Annotated in this window: 24 protein-coding genes and 1 tRNA gene; 10 read left to right on the top strand and 15 right to left on the bottom strand. The window is 71.7% G+C overall.

Annotation, left to right across the window (positions count from 1 at the left end; all coding sequences use genetic code 11):
• The first annotated feature begins 61 nt into the window (after positions 1-61).
• From ACFY36_RS46140 to ACFY36_RS46130, 3 genes are read left to right on the top strand one after another with little or no spacing between them, the layout of a single operon-like run.
• Positions 62-895 carry an MIP/aquaporin family protein gene (locus ACFY36_RS46140; protein ID WP_499752278.1) on the top strand — a complete coding sequence of 278 codons (834 nt, stop codon included), beginning with the start codon at positions 62-64 and terminating at the stop codon, positions 893-895.
• On the top strand, positions 888-2,405 hold the full coding sequence (glpK, locus tag ACFY36_RS46135; RefSeq protein WP_499752277.1) for a glycerol kinase GlpK: 1,518 nt from the start codon (positions 888-890) through the stop codon (positions 2,403-2,405). Before ACFY36_RS46140 ends, glpK begins: the two co-directional genes overlap by 8 nt.
• Entirely contained in the window at positions 2,402-4,105 is a 1,704-nt protein-coding gene (locus tag ACFY36_RS46130; protein WP_499752423.1) for a glycerol-3-phosphate dehydrogenase/oxidase, read from the top strand. The genes glpK and ACFY36_RS46130 overlap by 4 nt, the downstream gene beginning before the upstream one ends.
• Here the strand turns inward: ACFY36_RS46130 and ACFY36_RS46125 are convergent.
• The 6 genes from ACFY36_RS46125 to ACFY36_RS46100 form a co-directional block, all read right to left on the bottom strand.
• Positions 4,102-5,247, bottom strand: coding sequence for a vWA domain-containing protein (locus tag ACFY36_RS46125; protein ID WP_499752276.1), 1,146 nt, complete (start codon positions 5,245-5,247; stop codon positions 4,102-4,104). The two genes, ACFY36_RS46130 and ACFY36_RS46125, sit on opposite strands and share 4 nt — an antisense overlap.
• A complete protein-coding gene (locus ACFY36_RS46120) occupies positions 5,237-6,415 on the bottom strand; it encodes an AAA family ATPase (RefSeq protein WP_499752275.1) in 1,179 nt (392 codons plus the stop codon). Before ACFY36_RS46120 ends, ACFY36_RS46125 begins: the two co-directional genes overlap by 11 nt.
• Positions 6,412-7,875 carry an ankyrin repeat domain-containing protein gene (locus ACFY36_RS46115; RefSeq protein ID WP_499752274.1) on the bottom strand — a complete coding sequence of 488 codons (1,464 nt, stop codon included), beginning with the start codon at positions 7,873-7,875 and terminating at the stop codon, positions 6,412-6,414. Before ACFY36_RS46115 ends, ACFY36_RS46120 begins: the two co-directional genes overlap by 4 nt.
• Positions 7,872-8,978 (bottom strand): leucine-rich repeat domain-containing protein, encoded by a 1,107-nt coding sequence (locus ACFY36_RS46110; protein WP_499752273.1) that lies wholly within the window; start codon positions 8,976-8,978, stop codon positions 7,872-7,874. The genes ACFY36_RS46115 and ACFY36_RS46110 overlap by 4 nt, the downstream gene beginning before the upstream one ends.
• A 31-nt stretch (positions 8,979-9,009) precedes the next feature.
• Positions 9,010-9,082 (bottom strand) — tRNA-Arg (locus ACFY36_RS46105).
• 35 nt (positions 9,083-9,117) lie between these two features.
• Positions 9,118-11,394, bottom strand: coding sequence for a glycosyltransferase family 2 protein (locus tag ACFY36_RS46100; RefSeq protein WP_499752272.1), 2,277 nt, complete (start codon positions 11,392-11,394; stop codon positions 9,118-9,120).
• Positions 11,395-11,502: 108 nt separating this feature from the next.
• On the opposite strand from ACFY36_RS46100, the gene ACFY36_RS46095 reads away from it, so the two are divergent.
• Positions 11,503-13,008, top strand: coding sequence for a chitinase (locus tag ACFY36_RS46095; protein WP_499752271.1), 1,506 nt, complete (start codon positions 11,503-11,505; stop codon positions 13,006-13,008).
• Here the strand turns inward: ACFY36_RS46095 and ACFY36_RS46090 are convergent.
• On the bottom strand, positions 13,003-13,269 hold the full coding sequence (locus ACFY36_RS46090) for a helix-turn-helix domain-containing protein (RefSeq protein WP_499752270.1): 267 nt from the start codon (positions 13,267-13,269) through the stop codon (positions 13,003-13,005). The genes ACFY36_RS46095 and ACFY36_RS46090 overlap by 6 nt on opposite strands.
• Positions 13,270-13,329: 60 nt before the next feature.
• Here ACFY36_RS46090 and map point away from each other — a divergent pair, with 60 nt between their 5' ends.
• Positions 13,330-14,127, top strand: coding sequence for a type I methionyl aminopeptidase (gene map / locus ACFY36_RS46085; protein WP_499752269.1), 798 nt, complete (start codon positions 13,330-13,332; stop codon positions 14,125-14,127).
• On the opposite strand, the gene ACFY36_RS46080 is transcribed toward map, so the two are convergent.
• On the bottom strand, positions 14,107-15,315 hold the full coding sequence (locus ACFY36_RS46080; RefSeq protein WP_499752268.1) for an acyl-CoA thioesterase/BAAT N-terminal domain-containing protein: 1,209 nt from the start codon (positions 15,313-15,315) through the stop codon (positions 14,107-14,109). The two genes, map and ACFY36_RS46080, sit on opposite strands and share 21 nt — an antisense overlap.
• Positions 15,316-15,337: 22 nt before the next feature.
• Entirely contained in the window at positions 15,338-16,156 is an 819-nt protein-coding gene (locus ACFY36_RS46075) for a helix-turn-helix transcriptional regulator (protein ID WP_499752267.1), read from the bottom strand.
• Between the two features lie 106 nt (positions 16,157-16,262).
• Here ACFY36_RS46075 and ACFY36_RS46070 point away from each other — a divergent pair, with 106 nt between their 5' ends.
• Positions 16,263-17,057, top strand: a complete 795-nt coding sequence (locus ACFY36_RS46070) for an SDR family oxidoreductase (RefSeq protein ID WP_499752266.1) — start codon at positions 16,263-16,265, stop codon at positions 17,055-17,057.
• A gap of 71 nt (positions 17,058-17,128) precedes the next feature.
• Entirely contained in the window at positions 17,129-17,728 is a 600-nt protein-coding gene (locus tag ACFY36_RS46065) for a mycothiol-dependent nitroreductase Rv2466c family protein (protein WP_499752265.1), read from the top strand.
• On the opposite strand, the gene ACFY36_RS46060 is transcribed toward ACFY36_RS46065, so the two are convergent.
• Positions 17,671-18,597, bottom strand: coding sequence for a TetR/AcrR family transcriptional regulator C-terminal domain-containing protein (locus ACFY36_RS46060; protein WP_499752264.1), 927 nt, complete (start codon positions 18,595-18,597; stop codon positions 17,671-17,673). The genes ACFY36_RS46065 and ACFY36_RS46060 overlap by 58 nt on opposite strands.
• An 85-nt stretch (positions 18,598-18,682) precedes the next feature.
• Between ACFY36_RS46060 and ACFY36_RS46055 the strand changes: the two genes are divergently transcribed.
• From ACFY36_RS46055 to ACFY36_RS46045, 3 genes are all read left to right on the top strand, one after another.
• Positions 18,683-19,414, top strand: coding sequence for an ABC transporter ATP-binding protein (locus ACFY36_RS46055; protein WP_499752263.1), 732 nt, complete (start codon positions 18,683-18,685; stop codon positions 19,412-19,414).
• Positions 19,411-20,712: an FtsX-like permease family protein gene (locus ACFY36_RS46050; protein ID WP_499752262.1), complete on the top strand. Its 1,302-nt coding sequence runs from the start codon at positions 19,411-19,413 to the stop codon at positions 20,710-20,712. Before ACFY36_RS46055 ends, ACFY36_RS46050 begins: the two co-directional genes overlap by 4 nt.
• 61 nt (positions 20,713-20,773) lie before the next feature.
• The gene (locus ACFY36_RS46045) at positions 20,774-21,598 is read left to right on the top strand and encodes an MFS transporter (protein WP_499752261.1); all 825 of its coding nucleotides are present in this window, start codon (positions 20,774-20,776) and stop codon (positions 21,596-21,598) included.
• 51 nt (positions 21,599-21,649) lie between these two features.
• On the opposite strand, the gene ACFY36_RS46040 is transcribed toward ACFY36_RS46045, so the two are convergent.
• The 5 genes from ACFY36_RS46040 to ACFY36_RS46020 all read right to left on the bottom strand — a co-directional run bounded on the left by ACFY36_RS46040 (position 21,650) and on the right by ACFY36_RS46020 (position 25,084).
• A complete protein-coding gene (locus tag ACFY36_RS46040; protein ID WP_499752260.1) occupies positions 21,650-21,901 on the bottom strand; it encodes a type B 50S ribosomal protein L31 in 252 nt (83 codons plus the stop codon).
• Positions 21,902-21,971: 70 nt separating this feature from the next.
• Positions 21,972-23,369 (bottom strand): MFS transporter, encoded by a 1,398-nt coding sequence (locus ACFY36_RS46035; protein ID WP_499752259.1) that lies wholly within the window; start codon positions 23,367-23,369, stop codon positions 21,972-21,974.
• A gap of 44 nt (positions 23,370-23,413) precedes the next feature.
• Positions 23,414-24,394 carry an alpha/beta fold hydrolase gene (locus tag ACFY36_RS46030; RefSeq protein ID WP_499752258.1) on the bottom strand — a complete coding sequence of 327 codons (981 nt, stop codon included), beginning with the start codon at positions 24,392-24,394 and terminating at the stop codon, positions 23,414-23,416.
• Complete coding sequence (locus ACFY36_RS46025; protein ID WP_499752257.1) at positions 24,372-24,635, bottom strand: epoxide hydrolase N-terminal domain-containing protein; 264 nt, start codon at positions 24,633-24,635, stop codon at positions 24,372-24,374. Before ACFY36_RS46025 ends, ACFY36_RS46030 begins: the two co-directional genes overlap by 23 nt.
• The gene (locus ACFY36_RS46020) at positions 24,632-25,084 is read right to left on the bottom strand and encodes a nuclear transport factor 2 family protein (RefSeq protein ID WP_499752256.1); all 453 of its coding nucleotides are present in this window, start codon (positions 25,082-25,084) and stop codon (positions 24,632-24,634) included. The genes ACFY36_RS46025 and ACFY36_RS46020 overlap by 4 nt, the downstream gene beginning before the upstream one ends.
• Positions 25,085-25,473: the final 389 nt, after the last annotated feature.

Below are 25,473 nucleotides of genomic sequence, written 5' to 3'. Positions count from 1 at the left end.
GCCGTCATTGCCCGTGCTCCCCCGGCTACCTAGCGTCCGGAGCATCTTCCAAGGAGGGCACATGGCAGAAAGGCTGAAACTCCCGGGACTATGGGGCGAGCTCGCCGCCGAGTTCGCCGGGACCATGATCCTCATCCTCTTCGGCGTGGGCGTCGTCGCGCAGGTGGCCGGAGCCGGCATCGGCGACCATGACAGCATCGCCTGGGCCTGGGGCCTCGGCGTCACCCTCGGCGTCTACGTGGCCGCCCGCACCAGCGGCGCCCACCTCAACCCGGCCGTCACCATCGCGCTCGCCGCCTTCAAGGGCTTCGAGTGGCGCAAGGTCGCCCCGTACTCGATCGCCCAGATCCTCGGCGCGTTCGTGGCGGCCCTGCTGGTGCGCTGGAACTACACCGAGATCCTGCACGCGGCCGACCCCGGTCTGACCATCAAGACCCAGGGCGTCTTCTCCACCCTGCCCGGCAACGGTAGCCTGCCGGTCGGCGAGTGGGGCGCCTTCCGCGACCAGATCATCGGCACCGCGATCCTGCTCTTCCTGATCCTGGCCGTCACCGACGCGGCCAACACGGCGCCCCAGGCGAACCTGGCGCCGTTCATCGTCGGCCTCATCGTGGTCGCCATCGGCATGGCGTGGGGCACCAACGCCGGCTACGCGATCAACCCGGCCCGTGACCTCGGCCCGCGACTCGCCAGCTTCCTCACCGGCTATGGAGGCGCCTGGCGCGACCAGACAGGGTATCTCTACTTCTGGATACCGATCGTCGCGCCGATCATCGGCGGCCTCATCGGTGCCGGGCTGTACAAGGTGGTGATCGGGCGGTTCCTGCCGGCCGATGGCCCGCAGGAGCCGGGTCGCATCCCGGACCAGAGAGTGGAGGAGACAACCCGTGGCTGACTTCGTCGGCGCCGTGGATCAGGGCACCACCAGCACCCGTTTCATGATCTTCGATCATGGCGGGAACGAGATCGCCCGTCACCAGCTCGAGCACGAGCAGATCCTGCCGCAGGCGGGCTGGGTCGAGCACAACCCGGTGGAGATCCTGGAGCGGACCACCACCGTCGTCCGTACGGCCATGCAGAAGGCGAACCTCCAGGCCAGCGACCTGGCCGCGCTGGGCATCACGAACCAGCGCGAGACCGCGGTGGTGTGGGACCGGACCACCGGCCGGCCGTACTACAACGCGATCGTCTGGCAGGACACCCGCACCGACCGGATCGCCTCGGCCCTCGACCGGGACGGCCGCGGCGACGTGATCCGCCGCAAGGCCGGCCTGCCCCCGGCCACGTACTTCTCCGGCGGCAAGATCCAGTGGATTCTGGAGAACGTCGACGGGGTGCGGGAGGCGGCCGAGCGCGGCGACGCCATCTTCGGCAACACCGACAGCTGGCTGCTGTGGAACATGACCGGCGGCGTCGACGGCGGCCGGCACATCACGGACGTGACGAACGCCAGCCGTACGATGCTCATGGACCTTGAATCTCTGCAGTGGGACGACGAGCTGCTGAGCTTCTTCAACATCCCGCGCTCGATGCTCCCGGAGATCCGGCCGTCGTCCGACCCGGACACCTACGGCGTGGCGCGCTGGCCGGGACCGCTCGGCGGCGAGGTGCCGCTGACCGGCGACCTCGGCGACCAGCAGGCGGCGACCGTCGGGCAGGTCTGCTTCGCGCCGGGCGAGGCCAAGAACACGTACGGCACCGGCAATTTCATGCTTCTCAACACCGGGACCGAGCTCGTCCGCAGTGAGAACGGCCTCCTGACGACCGTCTGCTACAAGTTCGGAAATTCGGCACCCGTGTACGCCTTGGAGGGCTCGATCGCCGTGACCGGCTCGGCCGTGCAGTGGCTGCGCGACCAGCTCCACGTCATCAAGTCGGCGGCCGAGAGCGAATCGCTGGCGTCGCAGGTCGAGGACAGCGGCGGCGTCTACTTCGTGCCCGCCTTCTCCGGCCTGTTCGCGCCGTACTGGCGTTCCGACGCCCGCGGCGCCATCGTCGGGCTGTCCCGCTTCAACACCGACGCCCACATCGCGCGGGCCACGCTCGAATCCATCTGCTACCAGAGCCGTGACGTGGTGGACGCGATGGCGCAGGACTCCGGCGTCACCCTCGACGTGCTGAAGGTCGACGGCGGCATCACGGCCAACAACCTGGCCATGCAGATCCAGGCCGACGTGCTCGGCGTGCCGGTCAGCCGCCCGGTGGTGGCCGAGACGACCGCGCTCGGCGCCGCCTACGCGGCCGGGCTCGCGGTCGGCTTCTGGAAGAACACCGACGAGCTGCGCGACAACTGGAACGAGTCGCAGCGCTGGCAGCCGGCCTGGAGCGAGGAACAGCGCAACGCGGGCTACGAGAAATGGAAGAAGGCGGTGCAGCGCACTCTCGACTGGGTGGACGTGGACTGATCATGACTGCTCTGTCACCGGAGTACCGGGACTCGGCGCTGGCCGCGCTGGCCGGCGCCGAGCTCGACGTGCTGGTCGTGGGTGGCGGCGTGGTGGGCGCGGGTTGCGCCCTCGACGCCACCACCCGCGGCCTCGCGGTCGGGCTCGTGGAGGCGCGCGACTTCGCGTCGGGCACCTCCAGCCGGTCCAGCAAACTCATCCACGGCGGCCTGCGCTACCTCGAGATGCTCGATTTCGCGCTGGTCCGGGAGGCCCTGCGGGAAAGGGGCCTGCTGCTGACCCGGCTGGCGCCTCATCTCGTACGGCCGGTCCGGTTCCTCTATCCGTTGCAGCATCACGCCTGGGAGCGCGTCTACGCGGGCACCGGCGTCACGCTCTACGACACTCTGGCGCTGAACGGCGGCCTGCCGCGCCACCGGAACCTGACCCGCCGCGGCGCCCTGCGCGAGTGTCCCGCGCTCAAGAAGGACGCCCTGATCGGCGCCCTGCAGTACTACGACGCCCAGGTCGACGACGCCCGGCACACCATGTTCCTGGCCCGCACCGCGGCCGCGTACGGGGCGCATGTGGCCTCCCGGACCGAGGTCGTGGGTTTCCTGCGGGAGGGGGAAAGGGTCACCGGGGTGCGGGTCCACGACCTCGAGCACGACAAGACCTTTGATGTACGGGCCCAGCAGGTCATCAACGCGACCGGGGTGTGGACGGACGACACGCAGGCTCTGGTCGGCGAACGTGGCCAGTTCCACGTCCGCGCGTCCAAGGGCATCCACCTCGTGGTGCCGCGCGACCGCATCCAGTCGAAGACCGGCCTGATCCTGCGCACCGAGAAGAGCGTGCTGTTCGTCATCCCGTGGGGCCGCCACTGGATCATCGGCACCACCGACACCGACTGGGCCCTGGACAAGGCCCACCCGGCCGCGTCCAGCACCGACATCGACTATCTGCTGGAGCACGTGAACTCGGTGCTGTCGAGCCCACTGAGCCGCACCGACGTGCAGGGCGTCTACGCCGGCCTGCGCCCGCTGCTGTCCGGCGAGTCGGAGTCGACGTCGCAGCTGTCCCGCGAGCACACGGTCGGCAGCCCGCAGCCCGGCCTGGTCGTGGTGGCCGGCGGCAAATACACGACGTACCGGGTGATGGCGAAGGACGCCGTGGACGCCTGCGTGCACAACCTGGGCCGCTCGGTCCCGCCGTCGTGCACCCACGACGTCCCGCTCCTGGGCGCCGACGGCTTCGCCGCCCTGTGGAACCGCCGCCGTGTGCTGGCCACCGATTCGGGCTTGCACGTGGCCCGGGTGGAGCACCTGCTGGGCCGCTACGGCACGCTGGTCACCGAGGTGCTCGATCTCATCGCGGCCGATCCGTCGCTGGCCGCGCCGGTCGAGGGCGCCGAGGACTACCTGCGGGCCGAACTGGTCTACGCCGCCTCCCACGAGGGCGCCCGCCACCTGGAGGACGTCCTGACCCGCCGCACCCGCGTCTCCATCGAGACCTTCGACCGCGGCGTGGCCGCCGCCCCGATCGCGGCGGAGCTGATGGGCGGCGTGCTGGGCTGGACGCACGACCAGACCGCGCGCGAGGTCGAGCGCTACCACCTGCGGGTCGAGGCCGAACGCCGCTCGCAGGAACAACCGGACGACGAGACCGCCGACGCCGCCCGCCTCGGCGCCCCGGAGGTGGTTCCGCTGAGCCCTTCCTAAGCCGGCCGGATGCGGATCGACTCGATCCACCGTGGCGGCTCGGGCGGGTCGTCGCCGACCAGCCCGGCGACGACACGGGCCTGACCGGGCGCGGCCGGCGGCCACGGGGTGTGGCCGTCGGTGAGGACGATGACGATGTTCGGCCGCTCCTTGAGGGCCTGGTCGATGCCCACCCGCATGTCGGTGCCGCCGCCGCCTTCGAGGGTCACCTCACCGACCGAGGCGACTCGCCGTACGGCGTGGACGTCCGCGTCGCAGGCGAGCACGGCCACGCGCTCGCGGCCGATCCCGACCGCCCGCAGGATGCCGGACACCTCGCCCAGGACGGCCTGGAGCTCCTCGTCGCCCATCGAGCCCGAGGTGTCCACGACCACCGCCACGCGCGGCATCGGGCGGCGCAGGCTGGGCAGGACGACCCGGGGCACCGCCGCGCCCCGGCGGGACGGGCGCTGGTATGTGTAGTCGACCGCCCCGGCCGCCCACGCCGCCGCCTCGCGCACGGCCCCGGCCAACGCCCGCCGCCAGTCAACTGTGGGCTCCAGGATCTCCTCGGCCCACCTCTTCCAGCCTGCCGGCACCTTCGTTCGCGCCCGCATCGCCTGAGCCGTCTGCCTTCGGATCGCGTCCGCCTCGACCGGGCTGACCCGGGATGCCGACGAAGATTCCCAGGGCATGCGTACACCGTGGGCGCCCGACCCGCATTGCGGATGGTGGGGCGTGGCCGGGATCCCGTCGAGGTAGTCCTCGAACAGCTTCCCGTCGGGCAGGCCGAACATGGCCGGTTTCAGCGCGCCGGCCGGCAGCGACGACAGGTCGTCGTTGATCTCGCAGTCCTGGGCCACGTTGATCCGGTGGTGGTCGTGCCGGATCGGCGCCTCGACCAGACCGGCCCGGCGATGGTGGTCGCGCAGCAGATGGGCGACCTCATGGACCCAGACCGCGGCCAGTTCCGGCACCGGCGTGGCTTCCACGAAGGAGGGCGAGACGTAGCACCGCCAGTGCTTGTCGACGCCCATCGTCGGCACCTCGGCCGACGGCACCACGGTGAGGCTGTAGAGCGCCGACGCCAGATAGGGATGCGAGCTCGCGGCCCTCAGCCGGGCGGCCAGCAGTTTCGTACGGTCGAGATCCTCAGCCGGCACCGGTCAGCATTCCCGACGCGCTCAGGACGGCGGCGAAGGCGTCGATCGAGGCCGGCACGGGCCACGCCGGCTCGCGCAGGCGGGCCAGGTCGAACGCCGCCCGGGCGGCCACGTCGGGCACCCCGGCCTCGACCGCCTTGGCCAGCACGGCCCACCCGGCCTCCCAGCGCTCGCGGGTCACCGACGACTCGACCGCGGCCACGACCGCGGTCAGGAACGCCAGCTGACGGTCGCCGCGGTCGGGCAGAGCGAAGGCGGACGGGTTGGCCAGCACGCGTTCGGGGTCGGGCAGGTCGAGCTCGTCCATGTACGTGATGAGCTCCAGCCCGGCGCCGTCGCCGACCGCGCCGACCAGCGCGGTGGCCAGCGCCTCCCGTCCCAGCGTCGTGCAGAAGTGGAAGACGAGCAGGCGCAACGCCATGTCCCACGTCCGCGGGGAGGGCCAGGCCCCGCCACGCCCGTCGGCGTCGGCGGGCAGGTTGTGGGTCAGGCCGGGCCGGGCGGTGAGGAAACCGGCGATCAGGCCGCGAGCGCGGGCCAGCGCGCCCGGGGCGCGGTCGAGCGACACCGCCGGCACGTCGACGCTCGGCCAGACGCCGGCCAGGCCGCGGGCCACCACGCGGGGGTCGTGCGCCCAGTGCAGGTGGATGAAGCGGTTGGCCAGGGGCGGGCTCAGATGCCAGCCGTCGGCGGCGCTGGCCGGCGGGTTGGCGGCGGCCACGATCCGCACGGCGGGCGGCAGGGTCAGGCTGCCGACCCGGCGTTCGAGGACCACCCGGAGCAGGGCGGCCTGCACGGCCGGCGGCGCCGAGGACAGCTCGTCGAAGAACAGGATGCCGCGGCCCTGCCGCTTGAGGCGCACGGCCCAGTCGGGCGGCGCCATGGGCACGCCGTCGGCACCGGGGTCGTCGCCGACGATCGGCAGGCCCGCGAAGTCGGACGGCTCGTGGACGCTGGCGATGACCGTTTCCATCGGCGCGCCCAGCCCGCCGGCGAGCTGGGCCAGGGTCGCCGACTTGCCGATGCCCGGCTCGCCCCAGAGCAGCACCGGCAGGTTGGCGGCCACGGCGAGCGACAGCGCGGCCGCCCGGTGGTCCTTGACCGGCTCGGTCCTCGACGTCCCGATCCGGGCCAGCAGCTCGTCGGCGATGTCCAGCCCGGAACTCACGCGCGCTCCAGCAGTTCCTCGGCGACGGCGCGGAAGTCGTCGCTGCGGTGCTCCATGTATTCGAGCATCTGCTCGAGATATTCGAGCACCGAGGTCTCGTCCTGGTTGAGCACACGCGGATCGGCTCCGGCGTCGACCAGGGCCCGGATCAGGCCGGCCGGCCAGGCCTGGGTGACGGCGAGGAACAACGGCGTGTTGCCCTGGCGGTCGCGGCCGTTGACGTCGACACCCTCGGACAGCAGCCGGGGCAGCAGACGAACGTGGTCGAACGAACGGACCAGGTGCATCAGCGTCTGCCCCCGGCTGTTGCGCAGATGCGGGTCGAGGCCGTTGTCGAGCATGTCGAGGACCGCCCGGGTGCCGCCGTGGATGATCTGCTGCCACAGGTCTTCACGGATCGCCCGCAATCGCCTCGGCAGCCGGCCGGTCGCTCCCGACCACGATTGCGAGACGGCGAAGCAGCCCGAGACCGCGCCGCCGAAGGCGAGCAGCGCCCGCTCCCGCTGCTCCTCGGCCGCGGTGTGCCGGGTCAGGGTGAGGCGGCCGTTGTCGTGCCCGATCTCGTGCCACTCGCCCTGGCAGTGGACCCGGATGGGCTCGGCCGGCACGGGCGGCGCCGGGGGCTCCGGCTCAGCGCCAAGGAACAACGCCTCCCGCACGAGCGGATGAACGCCGGCGATCGCCATCCGGCCGCTCCGCACCAGGTCGAGGTCGACCGGGAGGCTCAGGAGCTGGACGCTGAGCCGTGGCAACTGATCGAGCCGGGCCCGGCTGGATCGCCAGTCGATGGAGATGGCCGTGAGGCGGACGTCGTCCCCCTCGACGTCGACCCGCGCCAGGGCGTAATGATCGAACCAGATCGCCCACGACCGCGGCCCGAACAGCGCCGACACGCGGCGCGCCTCGACGGCCACCTGGAAGGGGTCCAGCCGCGCGAGAACCGTCGTGTCGAACGGCGTCGAGCCCACATCGTCGACAGTCACCTCGACCCCGGCCTCGGCCCAGCTCGACGGAGCCCTCACCGCGGCTCGCCAGTCGGCCGCGTGGCGCGCGTCCCAGTGGTACGGCGCCAGCCGCACCAGCTCGTCCGGGTCGAGCGAGCCGTACTCGGCTACGGTGAGGGCCAGCTGTTGCGATCCGAGGACCGACTTCGGCGCCCGCACCACCAGCACGAGCGTTCTCGCCTCGACCGGCGAGGTTCCACTCAGGACGTACGACAGATCGGTGCCCAGCGTCGTGTAGCCGCCCAGCGCTCGCGGCAGATGCCAGCGCAGCAGATCGGGCGCGAAGCCGGCCAGGAGGTCCTCGACGCCCTCGGGCGAGTCGAAGCCGACCACGACGTCGGCCGCGGCGCACGCGGCCCGCCAGTCGCCGCGCTCCCGGGCCGCCGTGCACTCGGCGATCATCCACGCGGGCACCGCGTAGCGCCGGATCCGGGCCCAGTTGGCAAGGTCGCTCATCGGTAGACGCTCACGATCGCGCTGATGTCGGAGTGTGGGGGTGTCGAGGATTTCGGCGCCAGCCGGCGCATGCGCCGGGGCACCCCGCCGTTGATGCCCAGATGGTCGAGCCCGCCGGCCGCCGCGAGCAGCTCCCGCGCTCCGCGGCCGGTCACACCGGTGAAGCGCACGTCGAGACGCCGCAACGCGCTTCCCGGCAGGGCCGCCGCGAGCAGTGAGGCGCCGGTGTCACCCACGACGTTGGGCTGCCCGCCGAGGGCGCGCTCCGACGGCGGCCGGGCCAGGTCGAGCGACACCCAGGCCGCGAGGTTGCCGGCCAGCGGCGCGACCGTGCCGATGCCGTTCCCGCCGAGCCCGAGCACCATCGGATATCCGGCCAGGGCCTCGGCCAGCTCGGCCGTGCCCGCGTCGCCGAGCCTGTTCACCGCCAGATAGAGCTCGCGTACGCCGCCGTCGGTCACCAGGCGGGTCAGCGCGGGAACGGCCGACGGGCCGAGACCGTTGCCACCGAGGAAGAGCCGTTGCATCGCGGGCGGCCGGGAGGCCAGGGCGTCGGCCAGATAGGTGAGACCGGCGAGCGAGAGGCCCGTGTTGACGAGGTCGAGCGTGCGCAGCGAGGTGTTGTGGGCCAGCGCGTCGGCCAGCGCCATGACCCCGGCGTCGCCGATCGGGTTGCGCTTGAGCCAGAGCGCCCGCACCGAGGTGTCGGTGGCCACCCGTGCCGCCAGCGCGGCCGCCCCCTCGGCGTCGATCCGGTTGCAGCCCAGGTAGATCGTGCTGATGCCGTGGCCGGGCTCGAGCTCACGCGCGACGGCCCGAGCGCCGTCGGCGCCCAGGCCGTTCGTGCCGAGCAGGACGTGCCGGGCGTGCGGCGAGGCGGCCGCCGTCCGCACGACGCGGGCCGCCTCGGACGGCCCGACGCCCTGCTTGCACAGGTCGACCCGGCCGTCGGGCCGGACCAGCCCGCGGGCGAACTCTTCGAGGGCGGTCACCGGCGAGGACGAGGCGAGCCGGCCCAGCAGGCCGTCGAAATCGGCCGGATCGGCCAGCCCGCGGGAGGGGTCGGAGATGGCCGGGCACCGCACGGCCGGTTGCTCCCGCACCGCCACACCTCCCCCGAAGAACAGCCAGGGGCGAAGCCGACCGGATTCGAACCGGCGTCCTCCTGCTCGCAGCTAAGGCGCGACTACCTCTGCGCTACGACTTCGCCGCCGCGGAGCATACGGGAGGCCTACGACAGTTTCACGACCGGTCCGATACGCGCCGGTTGTGCTGGGGCGGAGCCGACGGCGGCGACGCGAGGATGTGGAACGAGCCCGTCGCCTCGGCGTGGTAGCTCCCGGTGGCGGTGGCGGCGGCGCCGCGGTAGAGGACCTCCTGCCACGGGGCCGGCGCCGGTTCGGCGGTCGCGCGACGGCGACGGCGCACGGCCGTCTTCGCCGGCTTCTCCGGGACGTACAGGTGCTCGACGAACCCGAGCCACAGGTCGACGATCGTGTTGCGGACGCCCATGAAAGCGACGACGGCGTAGGTCGCCGCCAGCGCGTTGAGCGTCGCGAAGGCCGCGTTGCCCCAGTTCTGCAACTGGTAGTCGCGCCAGATCGTGTAGACCGAGAACGCGATGATGAGCAGCGGGGAGACGGCGAACAGCAGTGACGTCGCGGTGCGGTCGGCGACCTTCGGTGTGCGGGCGAACGGGATCTTCTTGCCGGTCACGGCCTGCTGCAAAGATTTCACGACGCCGGCCAGGTTGACCGGCAGCAGGATCAGGTTGAAGCCGTAGACGCGCAGGATGTCGGTGCGCTTGTAGCCGAGGCGTTTGAGGTCGCTCGCCATGGCCAGGAAGTACGGCAGGGCGGCCAGCACGATGAGCGGGCTGAGCAGCTTGCTGTCGAACGGGTAGGCCAGCAGCAGGATCAGGCCGATGCTGCTCCAGCACGTGGACGCCATGTAGTTGACCCGCAGCCAGGTCTGTGCCGCGCTGCCGTGCTCGCCGCGCTGCGTGCGCTCGCGGCTGTTGCGCCACAGCTTGGGCAGGATGAGCAGGCCGCCGTTGGCCCAGCGGCGGCGCTGGATGGCCAGCGATCCGAAGTCGGGCGGGGTGGCGCTGTAGCTGAGCCGCTCGGGATAGTTGATGAGGCGCCAGCCGTGGATGGCGAGGTCCAGACTGGACTCGGTGTCCTCGATGACCGTGCGGTCCTGCACATAGCGGCGCACCTCGTGGCCGCCCTCGTGCTCGACCTCGACGATGTCGTCGAGCGCCCGCTTGCGGATGACCGCGTTGGCGCCGACCCAGAAGGTCGCGTCGTGATAGCTCATGCCCTGGTGGACGATGTGCTGGAGGTCGGTGGTGGCGCCGGCCAGGCGTTCCATGCGGGTGGCCGAGCCGGGGAAGGCCGAGTAAGGGGTCTGCGCCACCGCGAGCCGGTGGTTGTCCGGCAGGAAGAACAGGTGGACCAGGCGCAGGCAGTACTCGGGCAGCAGGATCGAGTCGGCGTCCAGGGTCAGCACGAACTCCGAGTCGGGCACGGTCATCGTCCCGGACGGCGACGGCACGAGCACCGTGCCCTCGGGCGTCTCGCGCACCTCGTACGTGCGGCCCATCAACCCGATGTAGCTGTTGAGGTTCATGGCCTTGTTCGCCTCGTGCGACAGCGAGGCGTACCGCTTGCGCTCGAAGGACGAGATCTCGCAGCGGAAGGTCCAGGCGAGGCGGTGGGCGAGCTGGCGCTTGCGGTCGTACGGCACGGACTCGCCCTCGTCGAGGGCGGAGGCGAGCGCGGAGGCGACGCTGTCGAAGTCCCGCGCGATCGCGCCCAGCACCTGCTCGGCGAAGAAGCAGTCGACGTGGTCCTCGTCCGGCTCCTCGGCCGCCCGCCGCTGCAGCCAGTCCGCGGCCCAGCGATATTCGCCGATCAGATCGGCGGTGGCGGGGTCGAGACGCTCGAAGCGCTCGCGCGGTTCGCGCAGCCACTCGGAGAGCTCACCCGGCAGGGCGCGGGCCGCCTCGAGCGCGGCCTGGTGATCGGCGTTCCGGCTGAAGGGCGGATCGTCGAGCAGCAGCACCACCCGCAGGTCCGGATATTCCTGGAGCGCCGCCGAGAGCAGCGTCTTGCGGATGGTCGGGATCTCCTCGCGGTACGAGGGAACGAGCACGGTCATGCCCGGCCGGCGGTCGTCGAACGCCTCGTCGATGACCGCCCGCGGCACCCGCCGGTGGGCCCGGGTGCGGTAGAGCGCGCCCTGCCGGGCCACCAGGTAGAGCAGCGACGACATGGTCAGCAGCGACATGATGGCCACGTAGACCGTGGTCTCCGAGGTGAACCGCATGCCCTGGAAGCCACGGTTGACGAACTGGGAGACGACCGTGACGACGATGTAGGCCGCCCAGGCGAGCACGGTGACGACGATGCCGAGGCGGCCCATCGTGATGAGGGTGTCGCTCGCCGGCGCCGCCACCGGTGGCAGCGGCTGGGTGCGCCGGTCGGCGCCCCACTGGCGCCTGCGTTTCGCGGGCATGGACGTCTCCCCGGGGTCGGAGGGTGATCGGGCCCTTGGATCGGCCGCGGCCGGGCGCACCTGAGGAAAGTTCCTCAAGTGGCGCGGCGGGCCGCCGATGGAGAGCACATGTCATCCCCCGACTCGGCCGCGGAACCCCGGCGCCGGCTGTCCGTTCCGCGGATCCTGCTCGTCGTCGTGGTCGTGGCCGCCGCGGTCTCGGCGCCGTTCGCCTTCCGCACGGTCAAGGACCGTCTGGACGCCGGCGCCGCGCAGACGTCGTCGTTCGCGCCGTACGTGGACGTCACCAACACCCCGCAGTTCTCGTTCGAGGACCCGTCGGCCAACGCCGCCGGAAACGTGGTGCTGGGCTTCGTGGTCAGCAGCACGGACGTCGTCTGCCAGCCGAGCTGGGGCACGGCGTACTCGCTGGCGACCGCCTCGACCGGCATCGACCTCGACCGGCGGATCGCCCGGCTGCGCCAGCGCGGCGGCGACGTGACGGCCTCGTTCGGCGGCGCCAGCAACAAGGAGCTGGCGTCGGCGTGCACCGATCAGGCCAAGCTGACCGCGGCGTACCAGGCGGTGGTGGACCGCTATCACCTCACCTCCATCGACTTCGATCTCGAGGACGGCGGGGAGAGCGCGGCGGTCATGGCCCGCCGGGCCCAGGCCGTACGGACGGTGCAGGCCAAGCAGAACGCGGCCGGCAAGAGCCTCGACGTGTGGCTGACGCTGCCGGTGGGCACGGCCGGGCTCACGAGCGTGGGCGTGGCTTCGCTGAACGCGATGCTGGCGGCGGACGTCTCGGTGGCCGGGGTCAACGCGCTGACCATGAACTACGGCTCGTCGGGCACCGGCAAGACGATGACGGCGCTCGTGGAGGCCTCGCTGACCTCGTTGGCCGGGCAGGTCGCCACGGCGTACGGCGTGAGCGCCGCCGAGGGCTGGCAACGGATCGCGGCCACGCCGATGATCGGCCAGAACGACACCGCCGACGAGCGGTTCCAGCTGACCGACGCGTCCACGCTCATCGCGTTCGCGCGGGAGAAGGGCCTGCGGCGGCTGTCGATGTGGTCGGCCAACCGGGACAACAACTGCGGCGTGAACTACGTCGACACGACCATCGTGTCCAACAGCTGCAGCGGCCTCGACCAGGAGCAGGGCGCCTTCACGGCGCTGTTCAACGAGTTCACGGCCGCGGCGCCGTCGGCCGGGCCGTCGAGCACGGCGAGCGCGGCCGCCCAGCCCACGGACGACCCGTCCACCTCGCCCTACCCGATCTGGAGCGCCCTGACGGCGTACGCCAAGAACTCGAAGGTCGTGTGGCACCACAACGTCTACCTGGCGAAGTGGTGGACGCAGGGCGACACCCCCGACGCGCCCGTCACGAACGCCGCGGACACCCCGTGGACCCTGATCGGCCCGGTGCTGGCCGGAGAGACCCCGATGGCGACCGTCTCGGCCTCGGCCACGGCGACCGCCTATGCCACCTGGAACCCCACCGCGACCTACGTTTCCGGTGACCGCGTGCGGTATCACGGCGTGGTCTATCAGGCGAAGTGGTGGACCCTGGGCGACGTGCCCGGCGCTCAGGTCAGCGACCCGTCCGACACACCGTGGCAGACGCTATGAGGCGCGCTCCACATACATGCCGGCGCGCCAGGCGTCGGCCAGCGTGTCGAGGGGGACGCCGAGGACCTCGCTGAGGCGCACGATGGTGCCGAAGGCGGGAGCCGGCAGGCGGCCCACCTCGATCTTGCGGAGGGTCTCGGGTGACATTCCGGCGGCGACGGCGACCTCGACGAGGCTGCGGCCGTCGCGGGCCTGCCGGAGGGCGATGCCAAGGCGCTGGCCGGCCGCGATCTGTTCGGCGGTGTGCGGTTGGCGAACCATTCCGACACTATAGCCCCCCAAGCAGCGATAACCCCCAAAACGACGTGGTATAACTATACCGTGATCGAGTTGAAGTCTTCCGCCGAGATCGAGCGTATGTATGTCACCGGCCGCTTCGTGGGCGAGGTGCTGGCCGAGGTCAGCGCCGCCGCCGCGGTCGGCGTCAACCTGCTCGACCTCGAACAGCACGCCCGCCGGCTCATCAAGGAGCGCGGCGCCGAGTCGTCGTACTGGGACTACGCGCCGTCGTTCGGCAAGGGCCCGTTCCGCAACGTGCTGTGCCTGTCGGTGAACGACGCCGTCCTGCACGGCCTGCCCCACGACTACGTGCTGCGCGACGGCGACCTACTCAGCCTCGACATGGCGGTCGCGATCGACGGCTGGACGGCCGACTCGGCGTACTCGGTCGTCGTCGGCACCCCGGCCGAGCAGGACCTGCGCCTCATCGAGGCGACGCAGGTCGCCCTCGAGGCCGGCATCGCGGCCACCCAGCCCGGCGGCCGGCTGGGCGACATCTCGGCCGCCATCGGCGCGGTGGCCAAGCGGTATGGCTTCCGGGTCAACACCGAGTTCGGCGGGCACGGCATCGGCCGTACGATGCACGAGAGCCCGCACATCCCGAACGACGGCCGGGCCGGACGGGGCATGAAGCTCACGCCGGGCCTCACCATCGCCATCGAGCCGTGGTTCCTGGTCAGCACCGACAAGATCCGCTTCGACGAGGACGGCTGGACCATCCGCTCCTCCGACGGCTCCCGCACGGCCCACTCCGAGCACACCGTCGCCGTCACCGAGACCGGCCCGGTCGTGCTGACCCGGCGCCCCGGCGAGAAGCCGTCAGGACAGGAAGGTCAGTAGTTTCGGCCAGGCGTCCAGGCGGCCCAGCGCGTCGGCCTCCTGGCTGCCACCGACGCGCGGCCCGGGTGCGGTCGGCTGGTTCGGCACCGGATCGCCGACGTAGTGCCCGGCGCCCGGCTCGGACACCTCGGTGTACGGCCGGTCGCCGCGCCGGGCGCCGATGGCGCCGGAGAAGACGCAGCTGGGCCAGAGCCGGTCGTCGTCGCCGCAGAGCAGGAAGACCTTGCCCCGGATCCGCTCGACCGGGATGACCGCGGCCGGGGTCCTCGGCGGGGTGGCCAGGCCGGCCTCGGAGACCTCGATGGACGGGATCGGCGTGCCGTGCAGGGTCCAGGCGGGCTGGGAGGTGTCCGGCAGGCCGGGGTAGACCACGCTGCTGGGCGAACCGGCGATGACGCCGTGCACGAGGTCCGGATAGTTCACGCCGAGCAGCAGGGCCGCCTCCGAGCCGCGGGAGACGCCGTAGACGTAGAGCCGCGAGGGGTCGACGCCGGGCTGCCCGGCCAGCCAGCGCAGGGCCGTGACGAAGTATTCCAGGGGGATGCGCTCGAGGTTCGCGGGCCGCCCGGGCACGCCGAAATAGCCGATGCCGAGGGCCGGGACACCCTTGGCGGCCAGCGCGCGGGCGCTGCTGACGCCGCCACCGGCGCCGCCCTCGGATCCGCCGAAGGCGAGCACGGCGGGCCGCTTGCCGGTCACACCGGCCGGCGAGAAGAAGGTGCCGGTGAAGTCTTTCGAGACGTCCCGCGACGTGACTCCGGGAGCGCCGGCGAGCCGGAGCACCTCACCGCTCGCGACCCGGTCACCGTCCACTGTGGCGGTCAGGCGCACCGTCGTACCGGCCGGTGGTGGGCTCAGGGAGGTCTTGCCCTCGCTCGTCATGGACCAGAGCAGCCCGGTGTCGTGCGTTCCCGTGTACGACCCGGACACCGGCGCCTGGCGGGCCGGATCGACCGTGCCGTCCCCGTCCGACTCGAACGTGGCCGTGGACGTCCACGACGCGCCGGTTTTGTCCTCGGCGGCCGCCCGGACGACGACCTTGTGGTGCGCCGGAAGGCCGGTGATGGTCACACCCAAGGGCGCGTCGAAAAGCGCGGCGCGGGCGGCCATGTGGAACGCGGCCGCGGGGCCGCTCACGCAGCCGGAGAGCAGAACAGTTGCTGTCGCAAGAACGATCACCCGGCGCATGACGACGATGCTAATCGATCGTTCAGCTCCAGGTCGCGAGCAGGTCGAGGGCGTGGCTTGACGGCGACGACGGCGTGGCCAGGAAGACGATGAGCATCTGGTCGGGGTCGCCGGGGAACGTCATCGCCTCGGTTTCCAGGGTGAGCTCGCCGACCAGCGGATGGTGCAGCGTCTTCGCACCCGTGCCCAGCTCGGTCACCTTCCGCTCGGCCCACCAGCGGCGGAAATGGTGGCTTCTCATGGACAGCTCGCCGACCAGCGCGGCCGTCTTCGGGTCGTCGGGATGGCGGGCCGCGTCCATCCGCAGCACGCCCGCCATGTCGGAGGCGACCTGGCACCAGTCGTCGCCGAACAGCGAGCGCGCGCCCTCGTCGAGGGTCAGCCAGCGGACCGCGTTGCGCTCGCGGGCCGGCATCGCGGCGAAGTCGGCCAGCAGGAGCCGGGCCGTGCGATTGCTGGCCAGCACGTCCGTGCGGCGCCCGAGAACGAAGGCCGGCGCCTCGCCCAGCTGCTCGATGAGCGCGAGGAGGCCGGGACGGACCGACTGCGCCTTCGGCGCGGTTCGGCGACGGCTGGGCGCCCGGCGGGCCACGGTGTGCAGGTACGCCCGTTCGGCGTCGTCCAGGCGCAGGGCGGAGGCGATCGCGTCGAGCACGGCCTCGGACGGGCTGATCGGCCGCCCCTGCTCCAGCCGCGTGTAGTAGTCGACGCTGACGCCGGCCAGCGAGGCCAGCTCCTCGCGCCGCAGCCCTTTCACCCGCCGGCCCGCGAGCTCCACCTCGGGGCGCAGCGCCGCCCGCCGGCCCCGCAGGAACTCGCTCAGCTCCTCGTTGTGCGCCATGCACCCATGGTGCCCCTCCCCCCGGCCGGTCGCGACGCCGTTGGGTGGCCCTCAGCGGGCCAGTCTCGCGGCTCCGGGCGGCCGGCCGGCGTGGATCCATTGAGCCATGGAAAACACCGAGAACTGGCTCATCACCGGCGCCACCTCCGGATTCGGGCGCCTCGTGGCGCAACGTGCCCTGGACCGCGGCGCCCACGTCATCGCCGTGGGGCGCCGCGGCGACCTGCTGGCCGGGCTCACCGGCCGGGTCACCCCGATCACGCTCGACATCACCGCGCCCGAGACCGAGGAGACGCTGCGGGACGCCATCGAGGCCGCCGGCGGGCTCGACGTGCTCGTCAACAACGCCGGGTACGGGGTGTTCGGCGCGGTCGAGCAGATCAGCGGGGCCGAGGCCCGCGCGCTGTTCGACACCAACGTGCTGGCCAACCTGGCCGTGCTGCGGGCGGCGCTGCCGGCCCTGCGCGCCTCGCGGGGTCGCGTCGTGCAGCTGTCGTCGATGAACGGGCAGATCGCGTGGGCGTCCTCCGGGCTCTACTCGGCGTCGAAGGCCGCGGTCGAGCTCCTCAGCGAGGCGCTGGCGGCGGAGGTCGCCCCGGCCGGGGTCAGGGTCACGCTGGTCGAGCCGGGCTTGTTCGCCACCGGGTTCGCCGGTTCCGTGCACGCCGTGGCGCCCGACGAGACGTACGCGCCGACCGTGGGAAAGTTCCTCTCCGACTTCTCCCAGCTGCCGCCGTCCGCCTTCGGTGACCCCGCGCGGGTGGCCGACGCCATCGTCGCGGTGACCGAGATGCCCGAGCCGCCGTTGCGCCTGGCCGTGGGTGAGGACGCGATCGCGGGCATCCGCGCCTCGTTGCAAGCGCGCCTGGCCGAGCTGGAGCGTAATGGCCTAAACGATTGAGGCCGCTTTGGCCCTCCGCCCGGATCCCGGTGGATCTAGCCTGAGGGCCGAACCACAACCGAGGAGCCATCATGACCCGGGTCGACTTCTACTTCGACGCCGCCTGCCCGTTCGCCTGGATCACCTCGCGGTGGATCCACGAGGTCTCGCCGCTGCGCGAGCTCGAGGTGCACTGGAAGCCGATGAGCCTGTTCGTGCTGAACGAGGGGCGCGAGCTGCCGGACTGGTACCGCGACCTGATCGACCGGTCGCTGGGCACGGCCCGCGTCGTCACGGCGGCGGCCGAGGAGCACGGCTACGAGGTGCTGCGCGACCTCTACACCGCGCTCGGCACCCGGATCCACAACCAGGGCAACAAAGACTTCGCCGTCGTCGTGCCCGAGGCACTGGCCGAGGTGGGCCTGCCGGCCTCCCTGGCCGCGGCGGCCGGCGACGACCGCTACGACGAGGCGCTGCGCAAGAGCCACCACGAGGGCATGGATCCGGTCGGCGAGGATGTCGGCACGCCGACCATCCACATCGACGGGGTCGCGTTCTTCGGGCCCGTCCTCAACCAGATCCCGCGGGGCGAGGAAGCCGCACGGATCTTCGACGGGGCGCGGGCGCTGGCCAACTACCCCGGCTTCTTCGAGCTCAAGCGGACCCGTACGGGCGGGCTGTCCTTCGACTGAGACACGGCCTCCAGACCGTCGAGCAGACGCTGGAGGCCGTATTCCAGCAGCACGTCGAGGTTGAAGTCGTGGCTTCCCTCGGTGATGTAACGGGCCATCAGCGGCAGCTTTCCGGTGCCCAGCACGGCGGCGAACCGCTCGCCCTGACCGGCCAGCCACTGCTCGCCGGTCATGCCGGTCTCCTGCTCGGCCTGCGCCTCCTCCTCGAGGTTCACGGCGGTGCCGCGAACGTAGTTGGCCAGCATCACCGAGGCTTTGAACTGGGCTTCCGGATCGAAGCCGCGCGTGGCGAAGGCGCGCATCGTCCACTCGGTGTGCGCCATCGCGTGCGGGGCCAGCAGCGGCCGGGTGAACGAGACGGCCTGAGCCAGCCAGGGATGGTCGCGGTACATCCGCCACTGGAGGCGGGCCAGCGCCTCGGCGCAGGCGCGCCAGCCGTCGGCGGCCGGGTCGAGGTCCGGCGGCGGATAGGCGGCCATCACCCGGTCCATCATGAGCAGGACCAGGTTCTCCTTGTCCTCGACGTAGCGGTAGAGCGACATCGTGGGGATGCCCAGGTCGCCGGCGAGGCGGCGCATGGAGACCGCGCCCAGGCCCTCGGCGTCGCCGATGGCGATGGCGGCCTCGACCACCTGGCCGGTGTCCGGCGGGGTGGTGAGGCCGCCGGGCACGATGGTGCCGAGGCCGGGCCTGGTCTCGACCAGGCCCATGTCACGCAGGTGGCCGATGGCCCGGGTCGCGGTGGCCATGGCCACGCCGTGGGTGGCCATGATCTGCCGGGTCGAGGGCACGGCCGCGCCCGGCGGCAGAGCCCCGCTTCTTATCTGAGCCGCGATGGAGGCGGCGATCCGCTGGTACTGGGGTTCCACCACCACATGGTGGAGTTAGCACTACCGACACGGCAACTAGTGCGCTCGTACGGTGTACTCATCCGATCACGGGAGGGGCACCATCATGAATGACGCGGTCCGTGTGGAATCGCTGTACAAGACATACGACAACGGCGTGACCGCCCTCGACGGCGTCACCGCGGGCTTCGCCTCGGGGACGTTCACCGCGGTCATGGGACCGTCCGGCTCCGGCAAGAGCACCCTGCTGCAGTGCGCGGCCGGGCTCGACCAGCCGACCGCGGGCCGGGTCTTCATCGGGGGCACCGAGCTGACGGCCACCAAGGACACCGCCCGCACCAAGTTCCGGCGCAGCCGGGTCGGCTTCGTCTTCCAGGACTACAACCTGTTGCCGTCGCTGACGGTCGAGCAGAACGTGCTGCTTCCCTTGCGCCTGGCCGGGAAGCCCGCCAAGAGCCCCCGGGCGATCCTCGGCCGGCTGGGGCTGGGCGACCGCGCCCACGAACTGCCCGAGCGGCTCTCCGGCGGGCAGCGCCAGCGGGTCGCGGTGGCGCGGGCCCTGGTCACCGAGCCGGCGGTCATCTTCGCCGACGAGCCGACCGGCGCCCTCGACATGCGCAGCGCCCGCGAGGTGCTGGCGCTGCTGCGGGCGGCGGTGCACGAGTTCGGCCGTACGGTCGTGATGGTCACCCACGATCCGGTGGCGGCCGCGCATGCCGGCTCCGTGCTGTTCCTGGCCGACGGCCGGCTGGCCGGGTCGCTGGCCCGGCCCACCGCCGACGCCGTGGCCGAGCGCCTCGCCCACCTGGGCGACCTCACCACCCGGGTCGCGGCATGATCGCCATCGCGCTGCGGAACCTCCGGCACCGGCCCGGCGGCTTCGTCGCCACCTTCGTGTCGGCCTTCCTCGGCGCCACGCTCCTCATGGCGTTCGCGTCCCTTCTGGACACCGGGGACACCGAGTCGCTGACCACGACGGCCACGGTCGGCGGCGGCTGGTGCCTCATCATCGTGGCCTTCGCGGTCACGTCGACGCTCTCGCTGTCGGTGCGGCAGCGGGCCGGCCAGGTGGCGCTGCTGCGCTCGGCCGGCGCGACCGGGCCCCAGCTGCGCCGGATGATCGTCGGCGAGGCGGCGGCGGTCGCCCTGCTCGCCTCGGCGGCCGCGGTGCCGGCCGGCTGGGTCCTCGGCCGGCTGCTGCTCTCCCTTCTCAAGGACACGGGTCAGGTGGACGCGGCGGTCGGCTACCAGTTCGGCGCGATCGCCCTGGGCACGGGCTTCGGCGTGACACTGCTCGGTGCGGTGGCCGCGGCGTGGGCGACCGCCCGGCGTACGGCCGGAAACGCCGGCGGCAAGCCGGAAAGGCCGCGCCTGCGCCGGATCGGGGCGGTGCTGTTCCTGCTCGCCGGGGCGAACTGTTCGGTGCTGACGGCCACGGTGATGGACGGCAAGGGCGTCGACGCCATGCAGACGGCCGGTCAGGCCGGGATCTGGGCCGCTATCGGCCTGGCCCTGCTGGCGCCCGAGCTGCTGCGGATGGTCACGGCGGTGGTCGGCCCGGTCGTACGGAGTCTGGGCGGCGTGGCCGGGCAGCTCGCGGTGACCGGCGTGCACTCGCGGTCGCGGCAGCTGGCGGGCGCGGTGATGCCGGTGGTGCTGTTCACGGGCGTGGCGACCGGAACCGTTTACATGCAAGGAATCGAGGACCGCGCGGCCGAGGGCCAGATCCAGCCGGAGTACGCCCAGGACATCCAGACGCTGAACTACGTGGTGGTCGGCATGATCGCCCTGTTCGTTGCGGTGATGCTGGTGAACACGCTCATCGCGGCCACCGCCCGGCGCCGCCGCGAGTTCGCCCAGCACCGCCTGGCCGGCGCCACCCGCGGTCAGTTGCTGGCGATGGTCTCGCTCGAGGTGGTGCTGGTGACGATCACCGGCGTGCTCGGCGGCTCGCTGGCGGCGCTGTTCACCATCGTCCCGTTCGGTTCGGCCCGCGCCGGCCGGCTCTGGCCGGACGCGAGCCCCTGGCAGTACGGGGTGATCGTGGCGCTCGCCGTGCTCCTGACCGCGGTCGCCACCGTACAGACCACCCGCCGGACGCTGCGGGGCCCGGCCACCGCGGCCATCCGGGCCTGACCATCGGCCCCCGATCCCATGCCCGGCAGCGATTCCCCCCGCTGCCGGGCATGATCGGCCTGTGACGAAAGCGCACCGGCCGCTGTACGCGGCCGGTTTCACGACCGCCTTCGGAGCACACGCCATCGCCACCAACCTGGGTGGCTCGACGTCCCTGCTGGTGCCGGGCGCCCTGCTGGCCCTCTACGACGGCGCCGAGGTCCTGCTCAAGCCGATCTTCGGCAGCCTGTTCACCGTGCTGGCGGTGCTCGGCGCGGCCGTGGCGGTCTGGGCTGCCGTGACCGTCCCGGTCGTGCCCCCGCTGCCCAAGGCCCGGCAGACGATCGTCGACCTGGCCCGGCGCCTGGCCGACAGGGCGTTTCTCACGCCGGCGGCGGCCTTGGCCGCCGCCACGGCGGCCCTGTCGGTGGGGGTGGGTTTCCTGCCGGTATCGGGACGGGCGGCCGGCCTCGGGCCGATCGCGACGGGAGCGGCCGTCTCGGTGCTGGCGATCTGCGCCGCTTTCGTCCAGCCGTGGGCCGGGCGCGCGCTCGACAGCGGTCGCCTCACCCTCCGCACCGGCCTGACGGCCGGCCTGCTGCTGACGGCGGCCGGCATGGCCGCAGCTGTTCTCCCAGGCCTGGCCGGCCTCCTCGTCGCCGCCGTCCTGACGGGCGCCGGGACCGGCCTCATCACCCCGCTGGGATTCGCCGCCCTGGCCGCGAGCACCCCACCCGAGCGCCTGGGCCAGACCATGGGCTCGGCCGAGCTGGGCCGCGAACTCGGCGACGCGGGAGGTCCCCTGCTGGTCGCCGGCGTCGCCTCCCTGGCCACGCTGTCGTACGGCTATGCGGCCTTGGCCGTGCTGGTCGCCGCGCTGATCCCGTTCATCCGGCGGCACGCCTGAAGACACGAACGGCCCCGGCTCTCGCCGGGGCCGTTCGTTGCGAATGGTCGCTTACTTTCCGTGGCGCGCGTACTTGGCGCGGAACTTCTCGATGCGCCCGGCGGTGTCCAGGACCCGGGTGCGGCCCGTCCAGAACGGGTGGCTCGCCGAGGAGATCTGAACGTCGATCACCGGGTAGGTCTGCCCGTCGGTCCACTCGACGGAGTTCCTGCTGGTCTCCGTCGAGCGGGTGAGGAAGGCGAAGTCAGCGTTGCGGTCGCGGTAGACGACGCGGTGGTAGTCCGGGTGAATGCCGTTCTTCATGGCTATCTCCTCCAAAGGAACGACCATCACAACGGGCCGGGGGCTCCCACTATTCCGACCACAGTGACTGCTAGGTCACACCCCTTGACCTGGTCTTTCTCGGCATCCAGCCCGCTGCGGGGACGTCGGCCGGGGATGGCGCGGATGCTTCGGAGGGGATCAGCAACGAGGCCAGGACGCCGAGGGTGGCTGCCACGGCCAAGGCGGCGAAGGCGATGACCCAACCGTTCTCGCCGGGCGCGGCGGCCAGCAGTGAGCTGACGGCGGCCGCGCCGACGGCGCCGCCGATGTTGCGGATGTTGGCGTTCATTCCGGTGGCGGCGCCGGTGTGCGAGGCCGGCACGGCGTGCACCACGATCGCGGAGAGGGCCGACAGGCTCAGGCCGAAACCCAGCCCGCCGATCGCCGTCGCCAGCACCACCTGCCAGGCCGCGTCGTGCGCCACCGCCAGCAGCACGAAGCACAACACGACCGGAAGACCACCCAGGACCAGCAGAGCCTTCGGCGGTACGCGCCGCGCCAGCGGCCCGGCGATCGTGCCGGTCACGAGCTGGGTCAACGTCACCGGCAGGAACAGCAGCCCGGACGCCGTGACCGATTCCGCGAGCCCGTACCCGTTGCCCGACGGGAGTTGCAGGAAGGTCGGGATGAAGCCGAACGTCGAATAGAGCGTCACGCCGAACAGAAGTGAGACGACATTCGCGGTCCACACCGGCCGCAGCCGGAACACCGTCATGTCGATCAGGGGCGAGCGCGACCGCAGCTCCACGAACACCCACAACGCGGCCGCCACAGCCGAGAGGACCAGCGATCCGACGGTACGGGGTGACCCCCAGCCCCACTGCGAACCGAGGCTGAGCGGCAACAGCAGGAGAACCAGGGCGGCGCCGAGCAGGAAGGCGGCCAGCCAGTCCACGGATCCGCCGCTGTGCGGGACGTGCGAAGGAACATTGACCAGCAACAGAGCGGCGACGATGGCGTTGGCGATCGCGGGAAGCCAGAACAACCACGGGATGCCGAGGTGGCCGATGATCGGGCCGGTGACGAGCACACCGGCCGCTCCGCCGACCGAGGTGATGGCGGCGATCGTGCCCACCACCGAGCCGACGCGCTCCCGGGGCAGCAGGTCCCGCACGATGCCGAAGGCCAGCGGCAGGACCGCTCCCCCGGCGCCTTGCAGGACCCGGCCCGCGATCAGCAGCGGAAGGCTGTGGGCGAGGGCGGCCAGCACGCTGCCCCCAGCGAGCAGGGCCATCACCGCGACCAGCATCCGGCGCTTGCCGAGATGGTCGCCGAGCCGGCCCAGCACCGGGGTGAGCACGGCGCTCGACAGCAGGAACGCCGTCAGCACCCAGCTCACGCCGAGGCGGTCCGTGTGGACGTACTCCCGAAGTGCCTCCAGCGCCGGATTGACCACCGATTGCACCAGCGAATACGAGACGGCCGCGACCGCGAGGAACACCGGCACCGTTTTGTCAACGGACGTTCGCTGTCGGTCGAGGACGGCCGCGGTCATGAGACACGGCCGCGGAACGTGCGGCGCAAGTCGTCGACGAACTCGTCCGGCACCTCCCAGGGAACGAAGTGACCGCCGCGTGGGTGGGCGGTCAGGTTCACGTGGTTGTACCAGGGCGCCTTCGGGCCGTTGAGGAAGTTGGCGACGCGGTTCTCGGTGGTCACGCCGGGCGGGTTCTCGTATCCGACGAAGGTGATGCCGGTGGGCGCCTCGATGGCGGGCCGCCGGTCGTGCGACGGAGTCCACGGATAGCGGGCCGCGTTGGCGTACAGGCGCATCGACGAGGCGATCGTGTCGGTGGCCCAGATCGTCGTCGCGTTGGTGAGGATCTCGTCCTTGGAGAAGACGTTCTCGACGTCGCCGTCGTTGTCCGACCAGTTGGTCCAGCGTTCGAGCACCCAGGCGAGCATGCCGGCCGGGGAGTCGGTGAGGCCGTGGCCGATCGTGCTGGAGTCGAGCACGTGCACCGCGACGTGCGCGACGAACCGCTTCTGGAAGAACAGGATCTGGTCCCGGATCTCGGGTGGGACGCCGGGCGGGATCGGCGCGCCGCCGGTCAGATCCCAGGGCCGGTCGCCGTTGAACAGCGTCAGCGGGATGCTGGAGCTGAGGTGGATGGCGTGCAGTTCGCCGGCGTACTTGTGCCCGAGCTGTTCGGTGACCAGGGCGCCCATGTCGCCGCCGGCGGCCGCGTACTTCTCGTAGCCGAGGACCTCGGTCATCAGCTTGTGCCAGAGGTCGGCGATCTTCCAGAAGTTCAGATCGGGCCGCGCCGGCGGCCCGGAGAACCCGGTGCCGGGCAGGGCCGGGACGATCACGTCGAAGGCGTCGGCCGGGTCGCCGCCGTACGCGCCGGGATCGGCCAGCCGGTCGACGGCCTTGAGCATCGTGAAGGTGCTCCACGGCCAGCCGTAGCTGAGGATCAGCGGGGTCGGGCCCGGCCCGGCGCCGGGCTTACGAAGTAAGTGAACCTTCACACCGTCGACCTCGACGAAGTAGTTTCTCGTACTCGTTGAGCTTCTTCTCGGCCCGGCGCCAGTCGAAGTCGTGAAGCCAGTAGTCGACGAGCTCTTGCAGGTAGGCGCGCGGGACACCGTAGTGCCAGTCCTCGTTGCCGAGGTCCTCGGCGAACCGGGTCGCGGCGAGGCGCCGTTTGAGGTCGTCGAGCACCTCCTCGGGCACGTGGATCGGGGTGGGCGTGAGCGGGAAGGGTTTCATCGGACGACCTCCATACGGAGACGGGTCTGGTCGAAGCCGGCGATGCGCCATGCGCCGTTCTCGCGGCGGTAGCGCTCGTGGTAGTGGCCGAACCCGTGCAGATAAGTGAACGGGGATTCGGGGTGTGCGGCCCGGTCGTGGTAGATCCGGTCCTCCATCGCCCACACCGCGGTCGCCTCGTCGTCGGAGGTGAATGCGATCTCGTGCGAGAAGAGATGGTGAATCGGCTGGCCGTGGCCGACGCTGCCGCCGATGACTTCGGCGAAGGTGGCGGCGGTGACCTGCCTGGTCAGAACGCCGTCGACGTCGTAGAAACGCATGACCGCGTCATCGGTGAAGAGGGCGGCGACATCCGCCCACCGCTTGGCGTCGGCGAGGCGGGCGTACCGGGCCTTGAGGTCACGGATCTGCTCGATATCGGCCTGCCGTGCCGCATCTTTGGACTTCATGGTCCAATCATGGGGTCTCAAAAATGGACCGGCAAGTCCAAACCAACGTCGCCTACGTCACCACCGCGGCAGAGCGGATCAGGAGGAGGGCGAGGCGCAGAGCACGCGGAGACGGGGCGCGGCGCGGAAGGCGCGGTAAGGAAGGCGCGGCAAGGAAGGCGCGGCAAGGAAGGCACGGTAAGGAAGGCACAGCGCGGCGCGGAAGGCGCGGTGAGGCGCGGAAGGCGCAGTGAGGAGTGGTGGGCACGCGGAAGGGCGGGCCCCCCGGGGGGGGCGGCCGTGGCGGGGGGGGGGGGGCCGGCGGGGGGGGGGGGGCCCGCGGGGGGGGGGGGGGTTGCGAAATTTGGGGGGGCGGCGTCCCAGGCCGCGGCCGCTTCCGCGGGCAGGTC

It is taken from the genome of Actinoplanes sp. NPDC000266, assembly GCF_042899005.1.
In the GTDB taxonomy this organism is placed as follows: domain Bacteria; phylum Actinomycetota; class Actinomycetes; order Mycobacteriales; family Micromonosporaceae; genus Actinoplanes.
The sequence above is the reverse complement of the archived record's forward strand: the minus strand, read 5'-3'. Positions and strand labels throughout refer to the sequence as shown.

Bases quoted from the DNA above. Each gene is read 5' to 3' on its own strand.
- ACFY36_RS46140 (WP_499752278.1), top strand. From the start codon at position 62: ATGGCAGAAAGGCTGAAACTCCCGGGACTATGGGGCGAGCTCGCCGCC.
- ACFY36_RS46115 (WP_499752274.1), bottom strand. From the start codon at position 7,875: ATGAGCGACCTTGCCAACTGGGCCCGGATCCGGCGCTACGCGGTGCCC.
- ACFY36_RS46100 (WP_499752272.1), bottom strand. From the start codon at position 11,394: ATGCCCGCGAAACGCAGGCGCCAGTGGGGCGCCGACCGGCGCACCCAG.
- ACFY36_RS46095 (WP_499752271.1), top strand. From the start codon at position 11,503: ATGTCATCCCCCGACTCGGCCGCGGAACCCCGGCGCCGGCTGTCCGTT.
- ACFY36_RS46090 (WP_499752270.1), bottom strand. From the start codon at position 13,269: ATGGTTCGCCAACCGCACACCGCCGAACAGATCGCGGCCGGCCAGCGC.
- ACFY36_RS46080 (WP_499752268.1), bottom strand. From the start codon at position 15,315: ATGCGCCGGGTGATCGTTCTTGCGACAGCAACTGTTCTGCTCTCCGGC.
- ACFY36_RS46075 (WP_499752267.1), bottom strand. From the start codon at position 16,156: ATGGCGCACAACGAGGAGCTGAGCGAGTTCCTGCGGGGCCGGCGGGCG.
- ACFY36_RS46070 (WP_499752266.1), top strand. From the start codon at position 16,263: ATGGAAAACACCGAGAACTGGCTCATCACCGGCGCCACCTCCGGATTC.
- ACFY36_RS46065 (WP_499752265.1), top strand. From the start codon at position 17,129: ATGACCCGGGTCGACTTCTACTTCGACGCCGCCTGCCCGTTCGCCTGG.
- ACFY36_RS46055 (WP_499752263.1), top strand. From the start codon at position 18,683: ATGAATGACGCGGTCCGTGTGGAATCGCTGTACAAGACATACGACAAC.
- ACFY36_RS46050 (WP_499752262.1), top strand. From the start codon at position 19,411: ATGATCGCCATCGCGCTGCGGAACCTCCGGCACCGGCCCGGCGGCTTC.
- ACFY36_RS46040 (WP_499752260.1), bottom strand. From the start codon at position 21,901: ATGAAGAACGGCATTCACCCGGACTACCACCGCGTCGTCTACCGCGAC.
- ACFY36_RS46025 (WP_499752257.1), bottom strand. From the start codon at position 24,635: ATGAAACCCTTCCCGCTCACGCCCACCCCGATCCACGTGCCCGAGGAG.
- ACFY36_RS46020 (WP_499752256.1), bottom strand. From the start codon at position 25,084: ATGAAGTCCAAAGATGCGGCACGGCAGGCCGATATCGAGCAGATCCGT.